Consider the following 26,408-nt stretch of genomic DNA (forward strand, 5'->3'; position numbering starts at 1 on the left):
CCAGTTCGATCAGTCTGGCCAACCAGTATTGCCGTCGGCCTTGCAATTCGGGGCGTGCCAGGGGGTCAGGCGCGGCGCCACGCTTCGAAGAATCGCTCGCGGTCCTCTGCCGTTTCGAACTCCCGTCGACTGGCCAGCACGACGCGCCATGCGCTCATCTCTGCATCCCGCAGCCACAGCTCGCCCCCGTACTGGCCATTGACGCCGACTGTGCCATGGTCGAGGGCTGAGCCGATGGCCTCAGCCACATGGGTGCGCTGAGCTGGCGTCAGCTCCCCCAGGAAGCTCAGAACACGGGAGGCGATACCGCCCTCGTTGCCGTTATGGATGCGGTCGAAGAAGGGGCCGCCCATGTTGGCAGGGTGGATGTTCCAGGCTGCGCTGCCTCCGGCGTCGCGGATGCGCTCCCAGAAGTCCTTCCCTTCTGCGGTTCCTGGCAACGGAAGTGCCGCGAACAGGTCGATCAAGTGACCGTTGGCGGCATGGTTGTACGCCGTATCGCAGGTTGTAGCAGCGGCGATTGCGGCAACGTGGCTGGCAGTGAGGGCGCCATCCTCTGGCCAGTCGAGCGGGACGTTGAGCTTCGTGGCGAGGTGCTGTTCTAGTTCGTCGTGCTCATCAGGCTGTTCGCTGCCGACACGCCGGTTCACGATCACACTGTCCCCCAGGGGCTTTGGTCCGATACTCGGACCTGCCAGCATGCCAGTGCCGGGAACCTCGGCGTGGGTGGTTTCTGGACGAGCTGATTGCCCATCGCGAGCCCCATGACCCGACCGAGCGACTGCTTCGTCCCGAAGCAACTTGTGCGGGCGCTCGACCTGGGGCCGCTGCGTCTCTCACCTGCTCCAATGTTCCGTCACTGTGCGCGCGGGTTCGCCGGTGTACGTCGGCGTTGTCACGCAGTTGGGCACTCTCCCCAGGAAGCAGGTAGCGAGGTGTCAGGATGATGGCGTGGTGATCCCCGGATATGAGGACGACCCTCTTGCGTTCAATGAGGAATTGCTCGGCCTTCCCGGTTTCTGGCCCGCGCACCTGTTGTGGCTGGCCGAAGAGGAGGACGTGGATCCTGAGCCCGGATGGTTCGGCATCGACGGCGCGGACACCGAGGAGACCTACGGGACTCTCACTGACCCGGCTTCCTGGCCTGTCCTCCGGCTGCCCTTGCAACGCGGACACACTATTCTGATCGTCTATCGCAACTTTCCCGAGGGCTGCGGAATCGACTACTACTTGACCCACCCCAGCTGGGACCGACCACGCTCGCTCGGCAGCATCGAAGGCCACTTCGCCGGCCCCGGTCTCGCCTGGCGCGAACTGGTCCACATTGCTCAGCATCCAGGTGTGGGCCCCGGGGTCACCACCCCGCACGCTCGCCTGCTCCTCCTATTGCCCGTTCTCGGCGACGCGGCACTACCCCCGGATGCCGTCGACGTTGTCGAGAGTGCCCTGGACGCCATCGACGCTCCCCCGCAGACGCGCACGATTCTCGCCGAGGCGTTGCTGGACCACCCTTTCTGGGAAGCTCCTCCTTGGTACTTCGATGAGCCTGACGCCTCTCCTCTCAGTGGTGGGAATGCAACTCCCTACCCAGTCGAGTTCTACGCTGCTTGAGCAGCTGGAGTCCGCGCATGGGGGGGCTTCGGCCTCTCCCTTGATCAGGGCATCTGCCTTGCAGAGGCCTTGGGCACTGCCGGCTGATCCCATAACGCTGGAAGCCGCTCGAACTCAAAGACGCGGACGGAACCCGAAGGCGGCCGCGTCGGCGCGCGCATGAACCAGCAAGGATTTGTAGGTGTTGGGGTCGGCTCCGGCGAGACGTTCAGCGAGGCGGACACGTTGGATCAAGATGGTTGCCGCCGCTGCGTCGTTGTTCGCTTCCCGGTAGGCGAGGGCAAGGAACCAAAGGGCCGACGCCAGGCCGCCGGTGGAAGGGTCCCACCAGTACGTATTCGGGGTGAAAGCGGCTAGATTCTCGTAATTGACCGGGGTGGTGGAACCTGCTGGACGCAGGCCGGCCAGTTCCTCGTAGACCTGAACACCGCGCTGCGCCCAGGACAGCGCGGCCTGCGACCCCAATTCAGCCCGCCACTTGGCATCCCCGATGAACTGGTGGACCAGGATGGAGCCCAGCAAGGATTTGTAGGTGTTGGGGTCGGCTCCGGCGAGACGTTCAGCGAGGCGGACACGTTGGATCAAGATGGTTGCCGCCGCTGCGTCGTTGTTCGCTTCCCGGTAGGCGAGGGCAAGGAACCAAAGGGCCGACGCCAGGCCGCCGGTGGAAGGGTCCCACCAGTACGTATTCGGGGTGAAAGCGGCTAGATTCTCGTAATTGACCGGGGTGGTGGAACCTGCTGGACGCAGGCCGGCCAGTTCCTCGTAGACCTGAACACCGCGCTGCGCCCAGGACAGCGCGGCCTGCGACCCCAATTCAGCCCGATGTCTGCCAACCAAATCGATCAAGGCGGCGCCCAACAACGGGCCGTACTTAACGGAATCTATTTGGCTCAACCGTGCCAGTATCTCGACACGGTCTATCAGGGCGGCAGTGGCCCCTGCAGAGTCTCCGGATTTTGCGAGTTGCCCTGCCAGGGCCGCGAGAGCATCGGCGCGTTCGAGCCATGGCTGGGGACATTCTCCTATGTTGTCCCGGTAAATGGGATTACTTGAATCATGGAAATCAAGGACGAGGGGAAAGTTCTCGCAGCCGGGATGATGAATCTTGATGACGCCGTCATGCCCGCCAGGTGCGTTCATGTAGTCGCCGCTAACGAGCGGCAGTACGTCTAGATCGGCGAACGGATTACTCGCTTCTGAAACTCGTTCAGTATACTTCTGCGTGGTTAGCAGGAACCAAACTTTGAAGTGTTTGCCGTCAGGACTATGGAAGTCAAGATTGGAACCATATGCAATTTGTTTCGGCAGATTGATATTACCTTCCACCGTCAGATCCACGAATTGACTGAAGTCCATGGTGTCCGCCTCCATGGCGTACAGAATGGCTAGACTTTCTGGTGGAGGGTCAAGATCTTCGGGATGTGCAGGGAGTGCCCTGTAAACTGCGACATAAAATCCCAGATGTTTAAGATTGAGGAACCGCCAAGGGCCGTCGACCTGGAACGAACCATCTTGAGATACTCTCAGGTTAAGATGATCTTTACTTTCGCCCTCCCAAGCTATGAACAGCTTGCCGTCGCGAGAGGCCAATGCTGGTGAGTTTGTGCTAGTTTCACCGAGAATCGCTTTATCGCCGATTCCCTCAATGCCAAATGCACCAGCGGTGCTGTCGACCAACACTACTTTCGCTACGTTAAGGACCTTGTTGCCAGAGCCACGCCAGCCGAGAAAAAGCCTGCCTGCATGTGATGCCAGCGAGGGTCCTTGCGAGGATGTCTCTGGCAGAGGTGTAGTGGCACGGAAACTGGCACCTTGATCTTCGGAAAGCTGCAGGTTCAAGGTGTCGTTTCCGGATCCCTTCCAGGCGAGGAACAGGCGACCGTTGTGAGATGCCAATGCCGGAGGTGCGGAACTTGTCGCCTCCAGCATGGCTTTACCCTCAAGTCCCTCAATGCCCCACGCGCCCGTGGAATTGGCCCAAATCACTACCTTGGCCACATTCAGCTTCTCATTACCGTGGCCCACCCAGGCAAGGAATAGCCTGCCTGCGTGTGACACCAGGGCTGGGCCGTAGTCACTGGCGTCCGCAAAGGTCCTTGTTTTCCACGTTTTCCCATTGTCGCTCGAGCCTGCGAGGTTTAGTTGAACGTTTCCGGATCCCTTCCAGGCCAAGAACAATCGCCCATCGTGCGACGCCAGCGCCGGTGCCGCATCGGTGGTTTGTTGTGTGAGCGTGATTCTTTCCTCTATCCCCTCGACGCCGTCAATTCCGAGCAAGCTGGTGCTCTGAACCGTGGCGACGTTCATGGCGTCGTTTCCTGAGCCCTTCCAGGCGATCATGAGCTTGTCACCGTGAGCGGTGAGAGAAGGTGAGGCTGACGTTGAATGCTCCAGGACGGATTTCTTCTCGGCGGGACGCAGGTTGGCACCTGCTGCAATTCCACGGTGGACGCCGATATTTACCGCCGTCGTGTGATAGCAGTGCGGAGCGTTTGGGTCATCCGCATACGGATCGACGAGGGGATCCGGGTAGGGTTCGAAGCGGAGCAGATCATGAAACTTTGGTTCAATAGCGCTGCCTGTGCGCGTGGGGATCAGAGTTGTCGCCTGCGCTCGCGAAGTCTCTTCCCAGGCGGTCTTGTCGCCCCATCCAGACTCGTCGCTTCCGTAGCCGCTGTTTAGAAAGGATCCTCCGGCGGATAGAAGAAAGGATGGAGATCGATAGTAGATTTCCAAACCACTATCGATTGTGTCACTCGATCCAGGCAGTTGCGGGCGTGTCCCGTGGAAGAAACGGTGCAGGAACGGAGGAGCGGCGTTCATTGCCAAGATGTAGGCGGCCGGTGGTGGGCGATATGCTGCGGTTCCTGCTATCAAGGCACCGTGAGTATCTCTCACCAAGCCTTCCGGGAGCTTTGCCAGTTTGCCCTGTGCGTCGATTTGCCCCATGTAGGCAACGAAATACGCTGCAATTTGGTCACCCCCGGGCGCGTAAAGATCGTTAAGATCGTTGGCCTGGTGGTTTATCCTGTGCTGATGCCGTCTAAATGGAGTCACCCGTCGCCCGCGATTGCTCGACAGGGCGAACTTGACCATGGTGTAGTCGAGTAGAATCTGCGCAGCCGTCCGGATTTTTGGTTCACCGAACTCATAGAGATTGAGCAGTGCATGTAGGGCTAGTCGCGCGTAAGGACGGGCGCTGAACTCCAAGAAGTCATGCTTGGAAATCCTTTGCATATATGCCAGTAGCCACTCAGTCAGTCCATTTGTCGCGTTGTCATATACATCTCCTGGCTGTTTGTGAAGGAGCTGATTGACGAGGTACCTGGAGCTCTCGATCATCAGCAAGTGATTTTCTGTTTCTGGGCTATCAATATTCAGGAACGTTAGTTCAACGATTTCGATCTCAGCAGGATGCCCTCCGCTAAGGTAGCCTGGAACGAGGTTTTCTAGAATAAATTTGACATCCTCGCTACTCAAGATATTTTGATAGCGGTAGGCGATAGCCATTAGGCTTTTCAGCGCAAAGTCGTAGTCCCGCTTCGTGGATGCTTGGTCGGATCCTACTAGACCGTTACCCTTATTCAGTCTCCGCAACGCTTGTGGCGCTGCCGTCAGGCTGAGGTCCTCGCCTACTTTAAAAGTCGGATCGCAGGTTGCGGCATGAAGGTGTGCGATCAAAGTGATCGTGTTGTCCTCATTGGCCGTGCCGCTGACGGTACTCAAAGGATGATTGGCTGCATAGAATTGCGCTATCCCGTTTGCTCTTGCCCTATGACTAGCAAACGCCTGCCCCGGTGACGCGTCGAGAGCAATCGGGTCGAGTGGGTTCGGCAAAGGTGCCATATTTGGATGGTATGACGGGGTCTAGCGGGTCGCCACTTGGGTGGCGATACGGACAGATTGGAGGTACCGCGCTAACAACAGCCAGTCGCGCTCGGGGAGTTGACCGTGCAGACCCCACGTCAGTTGGACATGGGACCCCACGTGCTTCGCCGAGACTGTCAGGTCTCGTTCCAAAGAACACCAGGTCCGAGTAACCGTTCCACCCCCGGAATTCTTCCGCCAACTCGGCCAGGAACACGTCAAGGCCATCACCCCCCCATGTCCTCACCGTGACCTCGATCTGCACGGTGTTGCTGCGCGCGATCACGATGAAGTCGCGCATCAAATCGTCCCGATCCTCCAGGAAGGAGCGCGTCAGGCCGCTGAAGCACAGCTTGATCGCTCCCGGGCTCACCCCGCTTACGCGGACAGCCGGACTCGCCTCATCTTCCTCGAGCATGGAGGGCAGGCTACGGGTACTGAAACCGCCACGGCCAGGAAATACGCGCCACGTACCGGGTGCCCACCTGTGTCATGAACACAGACGCCGAGTGGCGACGCCCCCATTGTGTTACCGACTCTTAGCCGCCACCGTCCGGGGCTGTTGGTGTCGGGCACTGGTGTCAGTAATGAGGGGCCACTTGACAGGCCATGACTCCGTCAGTGATGCACCCGCCCTTTCAGCGTTCCCCACCCAAGGGCCCCGTCGGCGGGTGTGGCCGCCGACGGCATCGGAGGGCGCCTTTGGGGGAAGCCCTCCGATGAAGCGAACTCCTACGGAGCAGGCACCGGCTCCACAATGAAGTGATTGCGGAGCTCCTGGGGAGAGTGAGCCTCGATCACGAAGTCGTCCCCCATTCTGTCGTTGGACAAGAATACGAAGGTTCCGGTGTCGGGGTTCCAGAGGTTGTAGCTGCTGCCGTCACCGGCGTCCTGTAGGGCGAAGAGGTCACGAGTCTCGAAATTCGGCTGGTGCCCCTGCACAGCTAGATCTCCGTTCACCTTGTCCTGGGAGACGAACATGGCATGCCCGGTCGCGGAGTTGGTGAAGCGAAAGAGGCCGTTATCCGTGCGGAAGGCCTTGAACACGTTGCGCGGCTCGTCTGCGTAAGGATGCGCTTCAACATACCTGTCCCCATCGCTGTCCTTGTCCTCGGACACGAAAATGTACTGGCCGTTGTGTTGGACGCTGAAGAACCGAACATGATCGCCTTCATGGATAGGAGCTGGCACAGCTGCATTCCTTTCCGATGGGACCGCGTCACCCCATCCTTGTCCCTTGTTCGCGGAGTCCTCGAAACAACTAACGTAACCCTCGGTATAAGCGACTGCATCTCGACCGAGCGCAGCCGGAGCTTGAAACCAGTAGAGCAAGTTGTAACTCACCGACCGGATTCCTCCAGTAAGAACGGCGAGCAGGTGTGTACCGCCTGCCCCGGGAGGAAGTGTGATCACCCGCCCATCGCCAGGCGCTGTCCGTCTGGCTCTAGCCGCTCCTCGGGACGGCCGGGCACGACTGGCCTGCGAACACGAAGGAGGAGACCCGGACAGTCCGTCCGGGTCTCCTCACTTCGGGGGCTTCACGCTCGTCTCGGTGGCATGGTCGCGAAGCTGACTACCCACCGCATTACCGGCTCTGTACCGTGAAGCAAGCCCCCACAATCAGCAGGAGGCAGCACCAATGCGTGGTCTCGGAGATCACCTCAGCATCGGCGAACGGATCGCGTTCTACCGGAAGCGCCGCGGCTACACGCAAGAGGTTCTGGCCGGACTGGTAGGTCGCAGCACTGACTGGCTTGCAAAGATCGAGACCGGCCGCAGGAAGCCGCCGCGTATCGACATGCTCACGGAACTCGCGCGCATCCTGCGTGTTCCGCTGGGCGACCTGCTCGGCCAGACGGTGCTCATGGAAGGCGAGCGGCAGCAGGACGATGTGCCGGCGGTACGCGATGCGCTCATGAGTCCGCGCAGGCTCTCACGCCTGCTCTTCGGTCCGGAAGTAGAGGTGCAGCTTCCCACGCCTGCCCCGGTGGCGGTGCGTGTGGAACACGCCTGGAACGACTACCAGGGCGGCCGACTCAGCAGCGTCATTGCCGCGCTTCCCGCTCTCCTCCAGACGGCGCAGGAACTGGAAGATCGTGCCGCGCGGCGCGGGGATGACCGCGGAGACTGCTGGGCCGTTTCGGCCCGTACACACCATCTCGCCGCTACGACACTCGCGAAGATCGGCGAATCGGATATCTCCTGGCTGGCTGCCGAGCGGGCGATGCGGGCCGCGGATGAATCCGATGACCCCCTCGTCCTCACGTCGGCCGCGCGTTCCGGGACGCACGCCCTGCTCGCCAATGGCCGCTATGACGACGCACTCGAGCTGGGGAGCACCGCCGCAGCATGGCTGTCATCTCGCGTGTCAGAGAACGACCCTGCTGCGCTCAGCCTGCTGGGAATGATCCACCTGCGTGCCGCCGTCGCCGCGGCGCGGCATCAGGACCGTCCTACCGCAACGAGCCTGTTGAGTCGGGCGGAGGCGCTTGCCGACGATCTCGGCTCGGACGAGAACTACTGGCAGACCGGTTTCGGCCCGACGAATGTGCTGCTCCATCGGCTGTCCGTTGAGCTGGACTTCGACAACATCTCGTACGTGGTGGAGCACGGTCGGATCAATGTGGATCATATGCCCCAGGAGCGCAGCGTCTCGCACCGGATCGACTACGCGCGTGCGCTCTCGCTGGCCGGGCAAGGGGACGAGGCGTTCGCGGAGCTGCGTACGGCTGAGGGGACATCCCCGCAGCTCGTGCGCAACAATCCCAGGGTGCGTGAGACGCTGCGGGACCTGATCAAACAATCTCCGGTGACCGGCGGCTCTCGTTCGTCGGAGGTGTTCGTGATGGCTCAACGGTGCAGGGCGGTGCAGTGAATTCAGGTAAACGCGGTGTGCTCGGGGTTGTGGGTTCAGCGGCCGGCGGAGTGGAGAAGCTGCGCACCGGCCTCGTTGAGCCGGCGATGGAACGTGGGTGGCAGGTGGCGGTGACGCTGACGCCGACTGCGGGGCATTGGCTGCGCATGAGCGGTGAAGTCGAGCAGCTGGAGAAGCTGACGGGTCTGCCCGTACGTGACCAGACACGACTGCCTGGAGAAGCGCGACCGCACCCGGAAGTGGACTGCTACGTGGTCGCTCCTGCTTCGGCGAACACGGTCGCGAAGCTGGCGACCGGTCTCCTGGACAACCAGGCGCTGACACAGGTCGGTGAAGCGATCGGGACCATCGGCCTGCCGGTAGTCGTCTTCCCTCGCGTGAACGCGGCGCATGCTCGCCACCCGGCGTGGGAGCGCCACCTCGGGGACCTGCGAGAGGGAGGCGTCCGACTCGTCTATGGACCGGACGTCTGGCCGTTGTATGAGCCTAGGGAGGCGCCGTCAGGGCGCGAACTTCCCTGGACGGCAGTGCTGGACGCGGTGGAGGCAGCCGCGGGGTGACGTATCGTCAACCTGCCTGACCTGCAAAGAAAGAGGACCCGGACACTCTGTCCGGGTCCTCTGCAGTTCGCGGCCACATGCTCGGAGACATGACGGGGATCAACGAGCGATGTGGCGATCTGGGAGGCATGACTCCCCTAGAACTTGCGCTGATCAAGGCGAGCCTGAGCGAGGCGCGTGCAGCGGCTGATCAGCTGCTGCGGCGGGCCGACGGGCTCATTGCGCAGGCGGAGTCGCATCTCCCACGACTCTTTCAAGGCGGTCCAGACGCTCGCCGAGCAGGCGGAGGGTGTCGTGGATCGAGTTGAGCTCCTCCGCGAGTGCGACGTAGGCGGGGCTGCTTCCAGGTTCGGTTCCGAGTGGTACCGCGGGGTCGCGTACGAAAGTTCCGCGCCCCTGCTGGCTGAGGACCAAGCCTTCGTCGCGGAGCTGGTTGTACGCGCTCTGCACCGTCATGAGCTGAACACCAAGATCCTTCGCGAGCTTGCGCGCGGCCGGCATGCGGGAGCCCACCTCGCGCTCGCCGCTCGCAATCTCCTTGCGGTACCTCGCGGCGATGTCCTTGGCCGTGGGCTTGGCTGCGTCGGAGCTGGGATTCATAGCTCCGAGCGTAACCGGACCTAGGTCAATCTCGGAGATGAGCCGGGGTGCAGGCTTGACATTCAGATTGACCCAGGTCAATCTGAATGGGTGAGGGCGCCACCACTGGGCCCGAGAGTCGCACTGTTTGACCTGCGTAAATGTGCGACTCATACACCGGATGGCCCGTGACACGACCTCCGGTTCGCACCACAGAAGTAGAGCAGTTGTCGCTGCTTACATGCAGCGGTCGGGGTTGATAGCTCCACCAAATCCCACGGCCGGCGACGGCTGCCGCACGTGGACATCACTGATGCGCTGTCCGCTCGCCAGGACGCCGGGATACCCGTGTGTGCCTGCCGGGAGGAGAGAGCACCTGCACACCTCTTGTCGCTATTCGAGGAGTCCCATGCCTGCCACTGCGACCCATCAGAGCCCTACCAGCACCCGCGACAAGCGGAAGCGTCCGCAGCGCACCCGGACCAAGAACGTGTCCCACCACCCCGCGCTTGAGCTGAGCACCCTCCGTGTCCAGGAAGTCAATCTGGAGCCCGGAAAGGAGCACGTGGTCTGCCCCGACTGTCGGACCTGGTGCCCAATCACCGGCCTTCGAACCCCGAAGCTCGTCCCGCACGACGGGCCGAACGCCCGGCGCTGTATCGGCACCAACCGGCGGGTGCTGCTCGATGTGCCGATCGCCGAGTGGCGCCAGGTCCTCGCGGAAGGCGTCACGGATACTGCGTCGCGGCGCCGGACCAGCGTGCGGCGCAAACCCCAGGTGAAGGCGCTGCCGGCCATCTCCCAGATGACTTCGGCGCCAGTAAGCGCAGCCGACGCGCTCACCGCCTACCGCGAGCACTTCACGATGTGCACGGCCGGCCGGGCGCCCGGCCGCTGCGGCGGAACCCACCGCTGCGCTGACGGAGCCCGGCTCGCCGCGCTCTACGAGCAGTTGCAGCGCACCCAGCCGCATCGAGACCGCGAGCACAAGCAAGAGGACCGCGTCGAGGCACTGCTCACCCGCCACCGGTCGGCCGTCGCCAGGCGGCACACCGCGGCCCGGTGGGCCGAGCACCGCGACAACACAGCCGCCGGAAGGAAGTCGCTGGCCAAGCGCAGCGGCACCACGATCGAAGAGGCCAACAACGCCTGTCGGCTCCACCCGGCCAACACGGTCCCTGAACTCCGCGGCCCGAACCTGCCGCTGGAGCCCCACCGGATCCGCACCTGACCGCTTGCACACGAACGACCACGGCCGCCCACCTGCACACACAGGTGGGCGGCCGTGGCTGCTCGTACCGAGCGCCAACCAGGCACGGGCCCCAGGGCCACTACCCCCGGGACCCGCCACAGGCACACCTAGTGAGAGGCAGACCTGTGTTGATGCACATCTTCGCACTCCCGCCCACCACTTCGCCGGGCGACGAGGGACACCCGAGCCAGACGGACGAGTCCCTGCGCCGTGCCCGCCAGGCCGACGCACAGCGTGCCGGGGGTGGTTCCCGGTGAGTGAGATCGCCGACCAGCAGGCCGCCGACGCGCTCGTCCAGCAGCGCATCCAGGAGGCCATGCACGCCGCCGCCGCGGCTGAGGCCGCGGCCGCCCGCGCGGCCGAGCTCCAGGGCGGTACCCGGTGAGCGAACCCGAGCCACAGCACGACCGCCCGCCGGACACTGCCGAGCCAATGCCGCCGCTGCCCCAGCGCAACCCCGGCAAATCGCTCTGACCCACCACCTCCAGCCGGGGCGCCCGCACATCACCGATCGCGGGCGCCCCAACTCTTCTGCTCTGCATCAGAGGAGAGCTCATGAAGTCGCGTAAGGGATACCAACTGGTCGACGCCGACGGATTCACGTGGCTGGGCGACTGCCCCCAGTGGGCCGCCGAGGCCCGTGCCGCCGGAATGGTCGTGCGGCCGATCCGCATCTACGGCCCGCGGCGCTGGCCGTGCTCGGCGTGCGAATACCGCATCCGGCACTGACGCATTACCGCCCCGAGGGTCGCAGGCCGGGTTCGACTCCCGGCCGGGGCACTTCGGCCGCCTCTCGGCAGCCGCGCCGACGCCCATGCGTACGGCTTCCACCTCAACGGCGCGCGGCCCCGGGGTGCATCCCGGGGCCGCTGTCGGGCCGTTCCCTTCGAGAGGAGCACGACCCATGTCCGACCCTACTTCCAGGCCCGTCCTGGATTCGTACGTCCACGTTTCGACGACGCAGACCTACCGCAGTGGAGTTGATCTGATCGCGGTGGAGCGTGCCGTCAACGACGTTCCCCCGGTCGGGATGACGGTGGAAGAGACGCTCATGGCCGCCCGCGTCCTCACCGACCACGGTGTCGCTCTGCGCGTGATCGCCCGCCATCTGAGCCTTCCCCACCACCTGGTCCGCCAGGCTCAGGCCACGCACCTGACGGAGCCTGCTGGCTGCGGAACGGACCGTGGTTACCGTCGGCACCTGCGGCGGAGCGAGCTCCCGTGCGCTGCGTGCCGAGCGGCTCGTGCGGCGGCTGACCGTCGGTACCGGCGGACCGGCTCCTCGAAGGAGCTGGCGGCATGAGCAGCCTGACCATGACCGACCTCGCGGCACCGATGAGGGCCCTGCGGCTGCTGGCTGCGGACTTCCCCGACCTGCCCGCCGTGAATGTGGCCATCTCCCGGATCTACCCCGGCCAGCTGGAGTTGGCCTGCCACGACGGCTTCGACGTGTTCGAGACATGGCGGCAGGCGCTGGGCATCCCGCTCGAATCGGTCACGTACACCGAGCTGGAGGAGGTGCCCACGCGGGTGCTGGAGGCCAGCGTCGACTACGCCGGCATCCAGCTGTGCCTGATCGGCTACAGCCGCAGCCACCACCCCGTCGAGCGCCAGAAGGCGGTGGCCTGATGCACAGCACCTCTTCCCCCAAGCCGCTCACCACGGCCCAACGATGGGTCCTGGGGGCGGCATTCGTGCCGATGCTCGCCACCGGCATCGCTGGTGGGGTCGGCACGTTCAGCAACGTCTCTCGTGCCTACGGCAGGGGAACGGCGCTGGGCGCGGTGGCTGCCGGTGAGGGTGCCACCGCTGTGCTGGCGCTGGTGCTGCTGGGCCTGACGATGCTGGGCCAGTCCTCCCCCCTGGTGGTCCGCGCGGGGCTGTGGGCTCTGCCGGCCGCCGCATCCGCGATGTCGGCCATGGCCGCGCCGGATTCCAGCCGCACGGTGATCTACGCGATCACGCCTATGGGCATGTGCGTGGCGGCCGAGGGCATGGCGTTCCTGGCCCGCCGCATCGTCGTCCACACCGACGGGCGGGACGTCGAAGTCGATCGCAAGGCCGCCTCGGTGGTGCAGGCGCTGGCGTATCACCGTGCCCGTGCGGCGAACCATCCGGACAAGGAGCTGCGGGCCGAGTCGGAGCGCGCCTCGTGGAAGCTGGCCCGGAAGGTCGGCGCCGGTGACCCCTCGTTGGCGCCGCGTCTGCTGGAGGTCCAGCGCGACCGCGTCACGGACGGCGCCGATGCCGCCATCGCCGCGATGTTCGCCGTGACGCCCACCGTCACACCCGTCACGAACCCCGTGACGGGTGTGACGGACCGCGTGACGCCGCTCGCAGCCGGGAGCGTTCATCCGGCGCTGGAGAGCGCCTCACCCGACGGCGATGACTCCGCTGGCACGCAGGTCACCGCCCAGGCCCCGCCCGCAGACGTCCCGGCCGTCACGGACACGGCGGCAGCCGAGGAGCCTGTGACGCCGCCCGTGACGCCCGTCGAGCCCGAAGACACCCCAGACGATGTCGAGTCGGCAATCGGTGGGGCCACGACGCTGGAGGAGATCGCAGCCGTGGCAGGCGTGACCACGCCCGCGCCGGGCGAGCGGCTGACCGGCACGCAACTCGACGTCGTCCTACGGCACCTGCGCTACTGCGACGACCCGCCCCTGTCCTACCGCCAAGCCGTCTCGGCGTTCCGTGACGCCGGATACGTCGGTGGGGAACAGCGCGTGCGCAAGGCATGGGGCGAGCTGATGTCCCACGAGGAGGCTGACACCGCCGACGAGGCGGCCGAGGCCGGCGAGAGCGAGAAAGACCAGTAGTCCGGCACCACCAGTGATGGCCAGCCCGCCCCGTCGGGCTGGCCATTGCTGCGACTGCCGGAAGTCGACATGGCACCGCAGACCCGGCGAGCAGCCGGTGAGTGACCCGGCCGCAGAGACCGCGGCGGCCGGTGAGCAGATCCGCCAGCAGACCCGATGAGCGCTGCCCACTCCCGACATGCCGGCAGCCGATGTGCCATCCATCGCCAGCTGATCAATCAGGACACGAGATGCCCGCATCCGTTCTGCGAACCCTCTTCCGCCGCACCGAACCGGAGAACTCGATGACCACCAGCCAGCCCACCACCGCCGACGTCCCTGCCACCACGCCCACCGCGGTCATGAGGTTCCTGACCCAGGGCGGAGCCACTGTCGAGGTGCGCTCCCACCGCTTCACCACCCACTACACCTGGCAGGGCCGCCCCTACGTCAGCGGCGACTCGACGCGCGAGGTCGACGGGTTCGTGTGGGAGTGCTTGGGGTGCGACGCCGACGGCAGGTTTGACGGGAGCCGCGGGCCCAGCCTCGACTACGGGCGCTACCTCCCCAACGAGCGCGACGTGGCCCGCCGCGACGCCAACAGCCACGCCGAGAAGTGCCGCGCCCTGCCCCGCCCGGACCAACCCTGATGCCCAACCCCCGCTTCTGGGACCCCGACGGGAGCCGCTACGGCATCCCCACCTACCCGTGGCGGCTCGCCCCGGACGGCCTGGCCACCCGCCGCCAGCTCCGCGCCAAGGGGCTGCGGCCGGGCGGCCAGGCCGTCGCCGCACAGGTCCTGTGGCAATCGCGCCGCCCCCGTCCCGGGATCCGCGCCGCCTACCTCTACCGCGTCGACGCGGCCGAGCCGGTCCGGCCGATGACGCCGGCGAAGTGGGCGGCCCTGGACAAGGCCCTGGCCGCCCGCCGTACCTGCCCCAGCTGTGGCCAGGACCGCGGCTACACCATCCCGACATCCCTGGGCATCTGCGTCACCTGCGCAGACGCCCCGGCTCTCACCGCCTGAAGAGGACTTCCGGTGTTCGCCTCGATCGCGATCCTGTTATGGGTCGGCCATCTGCTGGCCGACTACCCCGGCCAGACCGACCACCAAGCCGCCCACAAAGCCGAAGCGAGCGCGCGGGGCTGGCGCGCCAACCTCACCCACGCCACCACCCACGTCCTGGTCTGCGGGGCGCTGCTGGCCCTCGGTAGTGCAGTGCTGGGCTGGCAACTGCCGCCCATCCACGCCGCCGTCGCCGTGGCGTGGATCGGCGCCACACACAGCCTCATCGACCGCCGTTGGCCCATCCGCTGGTGGATGGAACACACCGGCCAGCGCAAATTCATCGCGCACGGCGGCATGGCGCATGTCGACCAGAGCGCTCACATCGCCGCGCTCACCGCAGCCGCCCTGTACCTGGCTGCCTGAGCCATCGCCTCACGTCCCGGGGCGGCCACCCACTCCCCAGCGACCGGCCGCCCCAGTCCTATCCCGATCACGAGACAGGAGCCTCAGCATGCCACTGCGCCGAGACATCCCCACTGCCCCCGGAACGAGACCAGACCCGCGCCACGAGACGACCTACCAGCCATCTCGCGGCGGCTGGTTCAAGACCCAGCCCAAACCCGTCCCCGGCACCCCCAAGACCAAGAAGAGGGAGCGGTGATGGCCTTCTTCGGACTGTTCGGCAACGACCGCACGTTGGCCGACACCACCTACAGCGACCGCGAATCAGCATCCGCAAAGGCCGCCCGCAAACGCCTCGAAGGCCACCGACGCAACCTGACGAAAGTCGCCCGCCAGGGCCAAGCGTGGGAGGACAGCGAGCGTGCCCGACAGGACGGCAACGGCCGGTGGGGCCGATGACCAGCCCCCAGACGCGTGGCGGTAAGGGGCGCCGCACGCTCGCGGCGGTCGCCACGATCCGCCCCACCACCAGCGGCGTGGCTGCCTGCACCAACAAGCGCGACGTCTTTGACGTGGCGGGCAGTGGCCGTGCGCCTCTCGTCGTCCGCATCGAGGCGGCCAGCACCTGCGCGACATGCCCCCTGGCCGACACGTGCGGCTTCCGCATCGCGATGCCCTCCGCCAGCTCCCGCGCCCGCGCCCGGTCGCGCGCCCGCAACCGCACGACCTGACCGGCTCCCTCGCAGGCCCGCATCCCGCCCGGATGCGGGCCTGCCTGTCCCTCCTTCCGGAGAGTGCCTTGTTCACCTGTCTGCTGATCCGACGCCCCCGCCGCCTGCGGCACCTGCGCCGCCTCGCCACCAGCACCAACCCGGCCACCCGCACCCGGCTTCCCTGCCGCCCCTGCACGCCGCACGAAAACGTACTGCCGCCGCTCCCCGCAGGCTTCCCACCCGCCCCGATACAGACCGTGCCGGACCCGAAGGCGCCCGGCGCCGACGAACTGCGCATACGGGCCCGCCTCTACGCCGTCGTCGACAGCCTCCAGGGCGCCACCCCGCCGGAAGTCGAGGCAGGCCATGGCTGAACCTTCGCCGTACTCGTTCAGCAAGACGACCGACTGGCCGCTCGGAGCGCCCGAGGGCGGGTGCTGCGCCGGATGCCCGATCCGTGAGGGCTGCGCGCTTGCCGCCGACACCTACGTCGTCTGCCCCATCACCGGCAGCAGCCCTCCCCCCGCACCGCCGGATCACACCCCCGCACAGGCCACCGCGGCCGACGCCTACGCCGAGCCGCCGGCCACCCGGCGGTTCGACGTGACCGAGGTCGCCTCCCGCGGCGTCGAGACCGCCATCTCCGGCGCCTTCGGATTCGGCTGGCTGGACCTGGCCACCGGGCTGATCGAGCGGTTCAACCGAGAGGACGCCGACGGCAACCCCATCGACTGGAGCCGCTTGCAGCTCAAGCGCAACGGCTTGTCGCTGCTGGTGGCCACCACCGTTCCGCTCGGCGAGCACACGGCCGCCCAGTGGGTGGCCCACGGCCTGTCCAACTACAGCCTCGGCGTGGTCTTCATGCCCGTCGGCATGGCGCTCGGCAGCGTGATGCCGGTCTTCGTCGGCGCCTTCGCTCCGGGCCCGCTGGGCGCCGTGTGCCGCCCCTTGTGGAGCGCGGTGGCATTTACCACCCGCGCCACCTGGCGCTTTGCCACCTCCCGGCTGGGCTGGATCGTCACCCGCCCCGCCATCTGGGCCGCCATCAGCGGAGTCCTCCTGCTGTCCGGCCGCTTCCTTCTCCGCGTTCTCACAGGAGCCTGACGTGAACATCTTCAACAACCCCGGCGCGAACGCCGGCTTCGGCTGCCTCGCCTTCGCCGCCATCGGCACCGTCGTCATCGTCGCCGGATTCAAGTTCAAGTGGCTGCGAGCCAAAGCCACCGTGATCCTGGTCGCCCTGTTCGTACTGCTGGTCACCGTCAACTCCGGCGGCGTCCTCGGCGAGATCGCGGGGGCCCTGCGGCTGGGCCTGAATGCCGGCGGCGAGGCGGCCGTTCACGGGGTGTCCGGAACAGCAGTGACGCCGCACGCCCCGCACACCACCATCACGCCCGTCTCCGCGGGCGGAGCCGTCGTCGGCCTGTGCGGCCTCGCCTGGTACGGGGTCAAGCTCTTCGCCGCCAAGGGCCGCGCCAAGGACCTCAAGGAGATGTGCATCGGCTGCGGCGTCGGCGTCTGCTACGGCACCGGCCTCGGCTTCACCGGCTACTTCGTCGCCGGTGCCGTCCTGGCCGCCAACAACGTCGGCCTGTGGGCCTTCGGCGGCTGACCGGGCCGTGACGGTCCCCCACACCTTTGCAGCGGAGGTGTGGCGGGCCGCCCCAGCCCGGACCGCGAACGGAGGACACATGAGCACTCACCACAGCACCGAAGTCGCCCCCTACGAAGGGGAATACGTATGGGCCGAAATCCTCGACGACGATGCCCCCGGCCCCCAGCAAGAAAAACCTGGTCCCAGTCGCCGCCCCGCGGCTGTCCGCGTCGGCCGGTACACGGCCGCCGCCCTGCGTGCCGTCGCCGGAGGCACCGTGCCGGGCCTGCGCCACGCCTGGGCCGCCACCGCGCACTGGACGACTCTCGCCTACATGTCGGATGAGGAGATCCGGCGCCGCATGGTCAAACGCCACCTGGACACCTACCTCGAACAGCGCGAAGACGTCACCGCCGACATCAACCGCCTGGGCAAGAAGGCCCAGAAACTGACTCGCGACGCCGTCGACTTCGGCCTCACCACCGAAGAGGGGCGCCGCCTGAAGGACCTCGGCACCGAGCTGAAGCTACGCCGCACCGCCGGCGCCGCCCTGGCCCAGATCCCCTTCGACATCGCCGCAGTTCAACCCACCCGCGAGCAGATCCGCCGCTACCGCACCGTACGGGCCCTGGGCAGGTTCGCGGGCGTACTCCTCCCGGCAGGATCCACAGCCCTCGCCCTCGTGCTCGCCGCACCGGCCGCGGGCCTGGTGGCCGTGCCGGTACTGGCCGGCGCCGCCTGGTGGCTCGGCCGCCATCCCCTCGCCCTCACCCAACGCGCACTGCCCGCCTACCTGGTCGGCCCCCGAGAACTGGAGAAGCCTGACATGCCGACCGTCAGCAAGGAGCACGAGACCGTCCAGGAGGAGGCCAAGCCGTTCCCGATCCGCGATGTCACCAGCTGCGAGGACGCGCAGGAGGCACTGCGGCGCGCACTGCTGGCGCAGGGCTGCGACATCGAGGGCATCACCGGTGTGGTGCGTGAGCCGTGGGGCTGGACGGCCCGTGTCGTCTTCGCTTCCGGAAGCCCCGAGGAACTCGCCGAGACGGGGACCTACCGGCGGCTGATCACGCTGCTCAAGCTCCGTCGCAACGGACTCCTGGTGGAGACCGACCCCGAAAGCGGTGACACCTGCACCGTCCGGATGATCCTCACCGACCCCTTCACCCCCGAACTGGTCGGCCCGGCCCCCTACCGGGCCCCGCTGTCGATGTCGATCACCGACCTGGCCGACTACGGGGTCGCGATGGACGCGACGCCGCTCGCCTTCACCCTGGCCGGGCTGATGCTGCTGATGGTGGCGGACTCCGGCGGCGGCAAGTCCGGTGTCATGCTCGCCATGGCCGAGGTCGCCACCGCCTGCTACGACGCGGTAACCCTCAACCTCGACCCGGCGGGCACCGGTATCGGCGACCTGGAGCAGGCCATCACCTTGAGCGCCTGCATGGACGATGAGGCGATCTGCGCCGTGCTGGAATTCCTGCTGTCCTGGTGCTCGGCCCGAGCCCGTCAGCGCGCCCGCTACGGCTGGGGCAACAAGTGGCGCGTCTCCCGTGAGCACCCCGCAGTCTGCGTGTTCGGGGACGAGTGGCCGCAGCTGTCGGAGAGGGCGAAAAGGCTCCTGGTCCGCCTGCTGCTCCTGGGACGTAAGGAAGCCATCTGGGTTTACGCCGGATCCCAGTTCGGCACCAAGGACTACCTCGGCGAGGCCATCGGCCCCAAGCTGTCCGCCAAGCTCCTCGGCGCCTGCCGACGCGTCGACATCACCGAGCTGCTCGGCGCCGGCGCCGTCGCCGAGGGCTACCGCGCCGACCTCCTCCAGGCCGCCACCCACACCCAGCCCAACGACGCCGGACAGATCTACGCCACCGGCCTGCCCGGCATGCCCAACAAGCCCACCCGCTACCAGGTCCGTGAAATCACCCCCGAGCACGCCGCCCGCGTCGCCGCCGAACGACGCACAGCCGGACTCGTCGACCTCGGCCACACCCTCACCGAAGCCGGACTCCTCCACCAATGGCGCGCACTGCAAAAGCTCTGCGCCGCCCTCCGCGCGGGCACGGCCGATCGGGAGGTCCCCCCGGTCCTGCAACTCCTGCGGGGTGCCTTCACGAAGGAAGACGATCCGGCCTTCCTGACCATGGACCAGATCCACACCTGCCTGAAGGCTGCGGACCCCGCACGGTGGGGCGCGTGGGACGACCGGGACGACGTCAGCCGCCTTCGCGAACTCGGCAAGGCCCTCAGCCGCGCCCTGCGCGATGCGGGAGTGGACCTTCCCTCCGAACGGCTCAAGGAACTCGCCGGCCAGCCCCGCGGCTACCGCCTGACCGCCATCCAGGACGCCATCGAGGCCACCGCCTGACCCCTCCCGGCATCGGCTCCCGATCGGCCGGCGATCGGCCACTGATCGGCTGTCGATCGGCCGACAACGCCAATCACCGCCGATGGCCAGCCGATCAGCAAACCGATGTTGACCTGCAAAAACCAATCAATCCAATCAACCCGCTACACCCCCGTTCAGACCCCGATCCGGCCCTCCCCGGCACCGCCAGGGAGGGCCGACCCGTGCTCCCACGAAGGACGTGACCATGCGCAGATTCCTCTACCGCTGCCCCGTCTGCCGCACCACCAGCCCCGTCTGCCGGAACCGCGCCGAGCTGAAGGGCGAAAGCGACCGCCACCGCGCAATCCTCCACGGCGACCACTACCCCGACGGTGAGAAGACCGGCGCAGTCGACCGCCGAGGCCGCTGGTACGCCGACCTCGGCCTCATCGCCGCCGTACAGGCCCGCCTCGCTGATGCCTACGCCGACATACCCGACCCGAACGGCATGGGCCGCCGCCTGTGGGCCGACGCCCTGTCCTGGCTCACCCTCACCGCCACCGCACTCGCAGCCCTGTGGTGCACCACGACCGCTCTTCAGCCCTGATCACCAACACCACCCAGGAGACCCCCGTGTACGAGGACGACGAGTTCATCGACTGCGAACTGTGCGACCCGAGCGACGACAGCGAGCCCCACCCGTACGCCCACTGCTGCGGCTGCGGCGCCGACGGCTCCAGCGAACGCCCCGACTGCATCTGCGAGTAATCCCACCAACTAACCAGGAGAGACAGCATGTCGTTCGGAGAAACCCCGATCACCATCATCGGCAACCTCACCGCCGACCCCGAGCTGAAGTTCACCAACTCCGGTGCCCCGCTGGTGAAGTTCACGATCGCCTCCACCCCGCGCACCTACAACAAGGAATCCGGGCAGTGGGGCGACGGCACCGCCGCATTCTTCCGCTGCGCCGCCTGGCGACGACTGGCCGAGCACATCGCCGAAAGCCTCACCAAGGGCACCCGCGTCGTCCTCTCCGGCCGCATCCGCCAGCACAACTGGCAGACCCCGGAAGGCGAGAACCGCTCGATGCTCGCCGTCGAAGTCGACGACATCGGCCCCTCCCTTCAGTTCGCCACCGCGACCGTCCAGCGCAACACCCCGGCACCGGCTGGCAGCGACCCCTGGGGCGTGGAATCCGGTGATCGGACGACCACGGGGGCCGTGGCGCCGGTGGGCTCGGCCTCCGAAGAACCCCCGTTCTGACCCGCAGGACACAGCAGGGCGGCCCGCGTCTCGCCAAAGCCTCGGGCCGCCCTGGCTCCTTATCCCTTGCGAGAGACTCAAGGAGGTCTCCAGCATGACGCATGACCCGCGAACTGCGCTGCTCTCCGCAGCACTGACCGCAGCAGAACGCGGCTGGCCCGTGTTCCCCCTTCGCCCCGGCGACAAGCGCCCCGCCCTCCACGGCGAAGCCCGCTGCCCCCACACCGGACCATGCACCGAAGGGCACCGGAAGTGGGAACAGCGCGCCACCACCAACCCCGACCGGATCCGAGCAGCATGGTCAACCGGGCCGTACAACATCGCTATCGCCACCGGCCCTGCCGGATTGGTCGTCGTCGACCTCGACGTACCGAAGAACAACACGAAGGACGCGCCTAGCGGCGCGACGACCTTCCAGGCGCTCTGCGAGCGCGCCGGCCAGCCCATGCCCACCACCTACACGGTGCGGACACCAAGCGGCGGCGGGCACCTGTACTTCACCGCACCGCCCGGTGCGCGGCTGCCCAACACCGCCGGTGCGCTCGGACCACGGATCGACACCCGGGCAGGCGGCGGCTACGTCGTCGCCCCCACCAGCACCACACCAACCGGCACCTACGACGTCCTCGACAACGCCCCCGCGGCGCCGCTGCCCCAGTGGCTGCTCAGCGCCCTCGCACCGCGCTCGCGCCCGGCACCGGCGCGCTTCGCACCCATCACGGTCAGCGCCTCGCGGTATGCCGACGCGGCCTTCAACAACGAGGTCCGAGCCGTCGCGACGGCAGCCGAGGGCACCCGCAACGCGACGCTGCTGCGGGCCGCGCGGGCGCTGGGGCGGCTGGTCGCATCCGGCGACCTCCCCCGCGCGCAGGTCGAGGAGGCTCTTAGTTGGGCAGCGGCGACCAACGGCGGCCAGTCGCAGCGTTACTACGACGACGTCATCACCAGGGCTCTGAACTGGTCCATCGCCCACAATCCCCAAGGGCGCACCGCATGAGCGCCGCCCAACATCCCCCCACTAAGAGCCCCTCGGCCACCCGCCAGCCGCACCCCGCCGAACCGGCCTGCACCACGACCAGCCTCAGTGCGCCGAAGGACGCTGCCCGAAGGGCGTCCTTTCAACGTTCTGACCCGCACCCGACCGGCGACGGACGCTACCCCGTCGCCTGGCTGCACATCAGCGCGCCCCGTGGGGCCGTGCCCACCGCCACCTCCAAGTGCTGCTGCGGCCGGGACAAAAGCGCCATCGGCCGCACCAATGCCCTCGCCCTGATCGCAGACCACGAAGCCCACCGCAACGTCTGTCCTTGGCGCCACCCCGCCACCCGCGAGACAAGGAAAGCCTCATGACCGACCACATCGACGGCGCTGCCCTCCTGGACGAAGTCGAAGCCTTTCACCGCCGCTTCAACGTCTTCCCCACCGAAGCCGCCTACGTCGCCGTCGCCCTGTGGGACACACACGCCCACCTCATCGACGCACTCGACGGCACCGCCCGCCTCGCCTTCCTCTCCCCGGAACCCGGGTCCGGCAAGTCCCGCGCTCTGGAGATCGTGGAAACACTCACGCCACGCGCGGCAACCACCGTCAATGCCTCCGCCAACGCGCTGTTTCGACTCGTGGAGGCCGACGCAGGCACCCCGACCCTCCTCTTCGACGAGATCGACACCGTCTTCGGCCCCAAGGCCGGCGGCAACGAGGAAGTCCGCGGCTTCCTCAACTCCGGCTACCGGCGCGGCGCCAAGTCCCTGCGCTGCGTCGGCGACGGGTCCAGCCAGAACGCGGAATGGTTCTCCTCCTTCTGCGCGGTCGCCATGGCCGGACTCGGCTCACTACCCGACACGATCCTGACCCGCTCGATCATCATCCGCATGCGCAAGAAGGCCCCCAACGAGAAGGCCGAACCGTACAGGCGGCGCGTCCACGAGAAGCAGGGTCACGCCCTGCGCGACCAACTCGCCGAGTGGACCGCCACCATCCAGAAGCAGATCGCCGAGGCGTGGCCGGAGATGCCCGAGGGCGTCACCGACCGGCCCGCCGACGTATGGGAGCCGCTCCTCGCCGTCGCCGACGCGGCGGGTGGCCACTGGCCCGAGCGAGCCCGCGCCGCCTGCGTCGCCCTCATCAAGGCCGCGCAGGAAGGTGACGAAGCATCCCTCGGAGTCCGCCTGCTGACCGACCTGCGCGACAAGGTGTTCTGCGGCGCCGACCGCATGCCCACCGCCGCCATCCTCGAAGTCCTCCTCGGACTCGATGACGCCCCGTGGGCTGACCTGAGCGACGACGGCCAGAACAGCAAGCCGCTCACCGCACGCGGCCTGTCCAAGCTCCTGAGTCAGTACGTCCGGCCCGACAACACCCCGATCCGCCCCCGCGGCATCCGTGTCGGCAGCGGCACCCCGAAGGGCTATTACGCCGAGGACCTGAGCGACGCCTGGATCCGCTACTGCCCCCCTCCCCCCGAGAAGTCCGCAACATCCGCAACATCCGCAACATCGCAGGTCAGCGGGGGTGGAGCTGTGGCGGAAGGCCCTTCTGAGAGCCGCCACATGTTCGTGGAAACCGACACGCCCCAACTTCGCAGCGTCGGCTGACCAACCGCGCTCAACAAGTGCTCCTGCGGCCATGCGCGGCGGCACCTATCCGCAACACAACCGCCATCCGCCACAAAACCACGCCGCTGACCTGCGGTGTTGCGGCGTGGCGGATGTTGCGGATCCAGGAAGGGGGTGCAGCCCCCGAGGTTTTCACCAAGGAGGAGCTCATGGCCGCCACCTCGAGGGTCCATGGCATACAGCCGCGCCTCTACAGCATCGAGGTCGCGGCAGAGCTGTGCGGGGTCGGACGCTCAACGGCGTTCGAGGAGATCAGGCTCGGCCGACTCCGCACCGTCCGGATCGGTCGGCGCCGACTCGTGCCGCTCCAGTACATCGACGACTACGTCGCCTTGCTCATGCGCGAGTCCGATGCGGACGACTGAACCCACCACACACCGAACCAAGGCCCTGCCCGCTCCGGGCGGGGCCTTGGCTTTCGTTTCAGGAGTGCGACCAATGACCGACGCGACTGAGCGGTCCCGTAAGGCTGGAAACGGCGAAGATTCGATCTACTGGGACAAGTCCAAACAACGCTACGTAGGCGCCGTCTCCCGTGGCTATGCGCCGGATGGCAAGCGTCGCCGCCCCAAGGTGTACGGCAAGACGAAGACCGAGGTCCGCAGCAAACTTCGTACCCTCAAGAAAGAACTCGAAGCCGGGATCAAAGCGCCAGCCAGGTACACCATCGAACAGGCCGTGAACGACTGGCTAGTTCACGGCCTGAAGGGGCGTGAGGACAGCAGCATTGCCGCCTATCGCAGCCTCGCGAACAACCACGTCGTCCCTGACTTGGGGAAAGCCCAGCTGCGTGATCTGAAGGCAGAAGAGGTCGATGAATGGCTGGAGTCCAGGGCAGAGGAACTGTCGCACGAGACACTGAAGAGAGTGCGCGCGATTCTTCGTCGGTCAATCGGCCACGCACAGCGCAGGGGCAGGGTCGCGCGTAACGTCGCTGACCTCGCGGAACTCCCGGAGGGGCAACCAGGGCGTCCAAGCAAGTCGCTCACTCTGGAACAGGCAGAGAAAGTTCTGCGAGCCAAGGAAGGGACTTGGATCCACGCCTACGTAGTGCTTGCTCTGTTGGTTGGTGTCCGAACGGAGGAGGCTCGCCCTCTCACCTGGTCGCATTTGCACACGGCGCCCAGCGATGGTGGGAGACCGTACGTAGACGTGTGGCGATCTGTGCGCCGGAAGGGTGACACGAAGACCAGGAAGAGCCGGCGGTCGCTCGCTATGCCGCAGCAGGCTGCTGCTGTTATGGACGCCTATCGGAGGCGACAGCAAGAGGCATGGGCCGGCGCTGGTGTGGAATGGCAGGAGGACGGGCTCGTCTTCCCAGGCGAGGATGGTAAGGAGCGGACCTCGACAAACGTCCTTCGCAACTTCAGAGGCTTGCTCAGGGAGGCTGGCTTCACGAAGCCGCACGAGTGGACCACCCGTGAGTTGCGAACGAGCGCTGTCTCACTGCTATCGGACCACGGGATCCCGATCGAGGTCATCGCACGAGTAGTTGGTCACAGCGGCACCGCCACCACGGAGAGGGTCTACCGGAAGCAACTGCGTCCCGTGATCACGGAGGGGGCCGAAGCGATGGACGTCATCTTTGGAGGGGAGAGTTCCGACGCCCAGGGACCCAGCCTGGAAGCATGACTTCCAGCCCGTGGCTCCCTGTTTGGCTCCCCCCGAACCCTGACTGCTGTGCAGGTTGCCTCTGACCTGCACAGCAGCCGCGCTCGTGGTCCTCTCTATCATTACCTCCGGGGTCATCGCGAGCCCGGAGCGGAAGCGGGTGACGGCGTGGCGGGTGACGGCCGCGGTGAGTGACGGTACGTCAATTCCGGCCCAGAGCGACCAGTTCGGTCCGGCCAGCCTTGTCGCGGTAGCACAGGCCGCTCTTGGCGAGGAAGCGCCGACGTTGCACGGGATCACCCCTCAGCCGATCGATCCCAATACGGTTCCCGCAGCCGCCGTTTGAAGAGCTTGCCGGACTCGTCCCGGGGCAGCCGCTCCTCGAACACCACGGCCCGCGGCACCTTGTACCCGGCCAGCCGTTCGGCGACATGGGCCCGTACGGCCTCGGCGCCGAGCACGACGCCCGGTTCGGTCTGGAGATGGGCGGCCAGTACTTCGCCGAACTCCTCGTCGGGGATGCCGAACACCGCCGCGTCCCGGACTCCGTCGAGGGAGAGCAGACAACCCTCGATCTCGGCCGGGTAGATGTTGACTCCGCCGGAGATGACCATGTCGTTGCGGCGGTCGCTGAGATAGAGATAGCCGTCCGCATCGAGATGGCCGATGTCGCCGAGGGTGATATATCCGGGCAGGCCCGGCGCCTCCATCGCGGCGCGCTGGGCCGGGTCGCCGAGATAGGTGAAGCGGGGCCAGTTGTCGGAGGGTTTGAGGTAGATCTCGCCGGTGGTGCCGGGCGGCACGGGCCTCGCGTCGGGTCCGAGGACCGCGACCCCGCAGGTCCCCTCGGCCCGGCCGACCGTGCCGGGATGGCCGAGCCATGCGGCGCTGTCGCACCAGGTCACGGCGCCGGTTTCGCTGCCGCCGTAGTACTCCCGGAGCACCGGTCCCAGCCAGTCGATCATGGCGTGTTTGACATGCGGCGGGCAGGGGGCCGCGGCATGGACGACCGAGGTGAGCGAGGTCAGGTCGTAGCGTTCGCGGACGTCCTTGGGCAGCCGCAGCAGCCGTACGAACATCGTGGGCACCATCTGCACCTGCTGGATGCGGTGCCGCTCGACCAGGCGCAGGAATTCCTCGGCGTCGAAGCGCGGCATCAGCGTGATGTCCAGACCGACGGCGAGGGCGAGGACCGCGTGCTGGCTGGGTGCGGCGTGGTAGAGCGGGGCGGGGATGAGCGTACGGCCACCGGGGGCGACGGCGAAGTACTCCAGGAACGACTGCACCGCCTCGGCGAGCCGGTCCTGGGGGACCGGCTCCCCCCCCC

General features: G+C 66.7%; 32 protein-coding genes and 1 pseudogene. 26 read left to right on the top strand and 7 right to left on the bottom strand.

The annotated features are described in order from the left end of the window. Positions 1–65 precede the first annotated feature (65 nt). Positions 66–650: a hypothetical protein gene (locus tag SNA_RS14705; protein ID WP_157879921.1), complete on the bottom strand. Its 585-nt coding sequence runs from the start codon at positions 648–650 to the stop codon at positions 66–68. A 301-nt stretch (positions 651–951) separates the two neighbouring features. On the opposite strand from SNA_RS14705, the gene SNA_RS14710 reads away from it, so the two are divergent. Further along, positions 952–1,611 carry a hypothetical protein gene (locus SNA_RS14710; RefSeq protein WP_051877394.1) on the top strand — a complete coding sequence of 220 codons (660 nt, stop codon included), beginning with the start codon at positions 952–954 and terminating at the stop codon, positions 1,609–1,611. A 114-nt stretch (positions 1,612–1,725) separates the two neighbouring features. On the opposite strand, the gene SNA_RS42285 is transcribed toward SNA_RS14710, so the two are convergent. The 4 genes and pseudogenes from SNA_RS42285 to SNA_RS14720 all read right to left on the bottom strand — a co-directional run bounded on the left by SNA_RS42285 (position 1,726) and on the right by SNA_RS14720 (position 6,825). Next, positions 1,726–5,460: a hypothetical protein gene (locus SNA_RS42285; RefSeq protein ID WP_157879922.1), complete on the bottom strand. Its 3,735-nt coding sequence runs from the start codon at positions 5,458–5,460 to the stop codon at positions 1,726–1,728. 21 nt (positions 5,461–5,481) lie between these two features. Beyond that, positions 5,482–5,709, bottom strand: a complete 228-nt coding sequence (locus tag SNA_RS43845; RefSeq protein WP_241779655.1) for a DUF6228 family protein — start codon at positions 5,707–5,709, stop codon at positions 5,482–5,484. A gap of 4 nt (positions 5,710–5,713) precedes the next feature. Further along, positions 5,714–5,899 (bottom strand): annotated as a pseudogene (locus SNA_RS44980) (DUF6228 family protein); the annotation flags it as partial. Positions 5,900–6,213: 314 nt separating this feature from the next. Next, a complete protein-coding gene (locus tag SNA_RS14720; protein WP_157879923.1) occupies positions 6,214–6,825 on the bottom strand; it encodes a hypothetical protein in 612 nt (203 codons plus the stop codon). A gap of 295 nt (positions 6,826–7,120) precedes the next feature. Here SNA_RS14720 and SNA_RS14725 point away from each other — a divergent pair, with 295 nt between their 5' ends. Together SNA_RS14725 and SNA_RS39540 are read left to right on the top strand one after the other, a co-directional pair. Continuing rightward, positions 7,121–8,356 (top strand): helix-turn-helix domain-containing protein, encoded by a 1,236-nt coding sequence (locus tag SNA_RS14725; protein WP_030067954.1) that lies wholly within the window; start codon positions 7,121–7,123, stop codon positions 8,354–8,356. A gap of 29 nt (positions 8,357–8,385) precedes the next feature. Further along, the gene (locus SNA_RS39540) at positions 8,386–8,916 is read left to right on the top strand and encodes a flavoprotein (protein ID WP_275042006.1); all 531 of its coding nucleotides are present in this window, start codon (positions 8,386–8,388) and stop codon (positions 8,914–8,916) included. Between the two features lie 216 nt (positions 8,917–9,132). Here the strand turns inward: SNA_RS39540 and SNA_RS14735 are convergent, their stop codons facing one another. Further along, positions 9,133–9,516, bottom strand: a complete 384-nt coding sequence (locus SNA_RS14735) for a GntR family transcriptional regulator (RefSeq protein ID WP_030067956.1) — start codon at positions 9,514–9,516, stop codon at positions 9,133–9,135. 388 nt (positions 9,517–9,904) lie between these two features. Here SNA_RS14735 and SNA_RS38300 point away from each other — a divergent pair, with 388 nt between their 5' ends. From SNA_RS38300 to SNA_RS14835, 23 genes are all read left to right on the top strand, one after another. Then, complete coding sequence (locus SNA_RS38300) at positions 9,905–10,726, top strand: hypothetical protein (RefSeq protein WP_051877395.1); 822 nt, start codon at positions 9,905–9,907, stop codon at positions 10,724–10,726. 274 nt (positions 10,727–11,000) lie between these two features. Then, complete coding sequence (locus SNA_RS44710; protein ID WP_275042004.1) at positions 11,001–11,132, top strand: hypothetical protein; 132 nt, start codon at positions 11,001–11,003, stop codon at positions 11,130–11,132. Positions 11,133–11,302: 170 nt separating this feature from the next. Beyond that, a complete protein-coding gene (locus SNA_RS42290) occupies positions 11,303–11,476 on the top strand; it encodes a hypothetical protein (RefSeq protein ID WP_157879924.1) in 174 nt (57 codons plus the stop codon). A 175-nt stretch (positions 11,477–11,651) separates the two neighbouring features. Continuing rightward, positions 11,652–12,050: a hypothetical protein gene (locus SNA_RS14745; protein ID WP_044365339.1), complete on the top strand. Its 399-nt coding sequence runs from the start codon at positions 11,652–11,654 to the stop codon at positions 12,048–12,050. Next, a complete protein-coding gene (locus SNA_RS14750) occupies positions 12,047–12,376 on the top strand; it encodes a hypothetical protein (RefSeq protein ID WP_044365340.1) in 330 nt (109 codons plus the stop codon). Before SNA_RS14745 ends, SNA_RS14750 begins: the two co-directional genes overlap by 4 nt. Then, positions 12,376–13,566 carry a hypothetical protein gene (locus SNA_RS14755; protein ID WP_044365341.1) on the top strand — a complete coding sequence of 397 codons (1,191 nt, stop codon included), beginning with the start codon at positions 12,376–12,378 and terminating at the stop codon, positions 13,564–13,566. Before SNA_RS14750 ends, SNA_RS14755 begins: the two co-directional genes overlap by 1 nt. 230 nt (positions 13,567–13,796) lie before the next feature. Further along, complete coding sequence (locus tag SNA_RS14760) at positions 13,797–14,195, top strand: hypothetical protein (protein WP_030066476.1); 399 nt, start codon at positions 13,797–13,799, stop codon at positions 14,193–14,195. Next, positions 14,195–14,572, top strand: coding sequence for an RRQRL motif-containing zinc-binding protein (locus tag SNA_RS14765; RefSeq protein WP_044365342.1), 378 nt, complete (start codon positions 14,195–14,197; stop codon positions 14,570–14,572). The genes SNA_RS14760 and SNA_RS14765 overlap by 1 nt, the downstream gene beginning before the upstream one ends. Positions 14,573–14,584: 12 nt before the next feature. Beyond that, positions 14,585–14,977, top strand: coding sequence for a DUF3307 domain-containing protein (locus SNA_RS14770; protein ID WP_030066478.1), 393 nt, complete (start codon positions 14,585–14,587; stop codon positions 14,975–14,977). An 88-nt stretch (positions 14,978–15,065) separates the two neighbouring features. Beyond that, complete coding sequence (locus SNA_RS42295; protein ID WP_157879925.1) at positions 15,066–15,215, top strand: hypothetical protein; 150 nt, start codon at positions 15,066–15,068, stop codon at positions 15,213–15,215. Next, entirely contained in the window at positions 15,215–15,415 is a 201-nt protein-coding gene (locus SNA_RS14775) for a hypothetical protein (protein ID WP_030066479.1), read from the top strand. Before SNA_RS42295 ends, SNA_RS14775 begins: the two co-directional genes overlap by 1 nt. Further along, positions 15,412–15,687: a hypothetical protein gene (locus SNA_RS14780; protein ID WP_044365365.1), complete on the top strand. Its 276-nt coding sequence runs from the start codon at positions 15,412–15,414 to the stop codon at positions 15,685–15,687. The genes SNA_RS14775 and SNA_RS14780 overlap by 4 nt, the downstream gene beginning before the upstream one ends. A gap of 68 nt (positions 15,688–15,755) precedes the next feature. Beyond that, a complete protein-coding gene (locus SNA_RS14785; protein ID WP_051877320.1) occupies positions 15,756–16,043 on the top strand; it encodes a hypothetical protein in 288 nt (95 codons plus the stop codon). Beyond that, entirely contained in the window at positions 16,036–16,773 is a 738-nt protein-coding gene (locus tag SNA_RS14790) for a hypothetical protein (protein WP_030066482.1), read from the top strand. Before SNA_RS14785 ends, SNA_RS14790 begins: the two co-directional genes overlap by 8 nt. 1 nt (position 16,774) lies before the next feature. Further along, a complete protein-coding gene (locus tag SNA_RS14795) occupies positions 16,775–17,281 on the top strand; it encodes a hypothetical protein (RefSeq protein WP_044365344.1) in 507 nt (168 codons plus the stop codon). Between the two features lie 79 nt (positions 17,282–17,360). Further along, positions 17,361–19,628 (top strand): hypothetical protein, encoded by a 2,268-nt coding sequence (locus SNA_RS14800; protein ID WP_030066484.1) that lies wholly within the window; start codon positions 17,361–17,363, stop codon positions 19,626–19,628. Positions 19,629–19,854: 226 nt separating this feature from the next. Continuing rightward, positions 19,855–20,196, top strand: a complete 342-nt coding sequence (locus SNA_RS14805) for a hypothetical protein (protein WP_030066485.1) — start codon at positions 19,855–19,857, stop codon at positions 20,194–20,196. 26 nt (positions 20,197–20,222) lie between these two features. Further along, the gene (locus SNA_RS44715; RefSeq protein WP_275042005.1) at positions 20,223–20,357 is read left to right on the top strand and encodes a hypothetical protein; all 135 of its coding nucleotides are present in this window, start codon (positions 20,223–20,225) and stop codon (positions 20,355–20,357) included. A gap of 27 nt (positions 20,358–20,384) precedes the next feature. Beyond that, entirely contained in the window at positions 20,385–20,855 is a 471-nt protein-coding gene (ssb, locus tag SNA_RS14810) for a single-stranded DNA-binding protein (RefSeq protein ID WP_037790300.1), read from the top strand. A gap of 94 nt (positions 20,856–20,949) precedes the next feature. Beyond that, positions 20,950–21,852, top strand: coding sequence for a bifunctional DNA primase/polymerase (locus SNA_RS14815; protein WP_030066487.1), 903 nt, complete (start codon positions 20,950–20,952; stop codon positions 21,850–21,852). A gap of 349 nt (positions 21,853–22,201) precedes the next feature. Further along, on the top strand, positions 22,202–23,449 hold the full coding sequence (locus SNA_RS14825) for a DUF3631 domain-containing protein (protein WP_044365345.1): 1,248 nt from the start codon (positions 22,202–22,204) through the stop codon (positions 23,447–23,449). Positions 23,450–23,619: 170 nt separating this feature from the next. Further along, a complete protein-coding gene (locus SNA_RS14830; protein WP_044365366.1) occupies positions 23,620–23,835 on the top strand; it encodes a helix-turn-helix domain-containing protein in 216 nt (71 codons plus the stop codon). A gap of 73 nt (positions 23,836–23,908) precedes the next feature. Beyond that, entirely contained in the window at positions 23,909–25,102 is a 1,194-nt protein-coding gene (locus SNA_RS14835; protein ID WP_030066492.1) for a tyrosine-type recombinase/integrase, read from the top strand. A gap of 275 nt (positions 25,103–25,377) precedes the next feature. On the opposite strand, the gene SNA_RS14840 is transcribed toward SNA_RS14835, so the two are convergent. Then, a partial coding sequence (locus SNA_RS14840) for an AMP-binding protein (RefSeq protein ID WP_044365368.1) occupies positions 25,378–26,408 on the bottom strand: 1,031 nt, incomplete at its 5' end.

Origin of the sequence: Streptomyces natalensis ATCC 27448, from assembly GCF_000935125.1 — a bacterium.
GTDB lineage: Bacteria > Actinomycetota > Actinomycetes > Streptomycetales > Streptomycetaceae > Streptomyces > Streptomyces natalensis.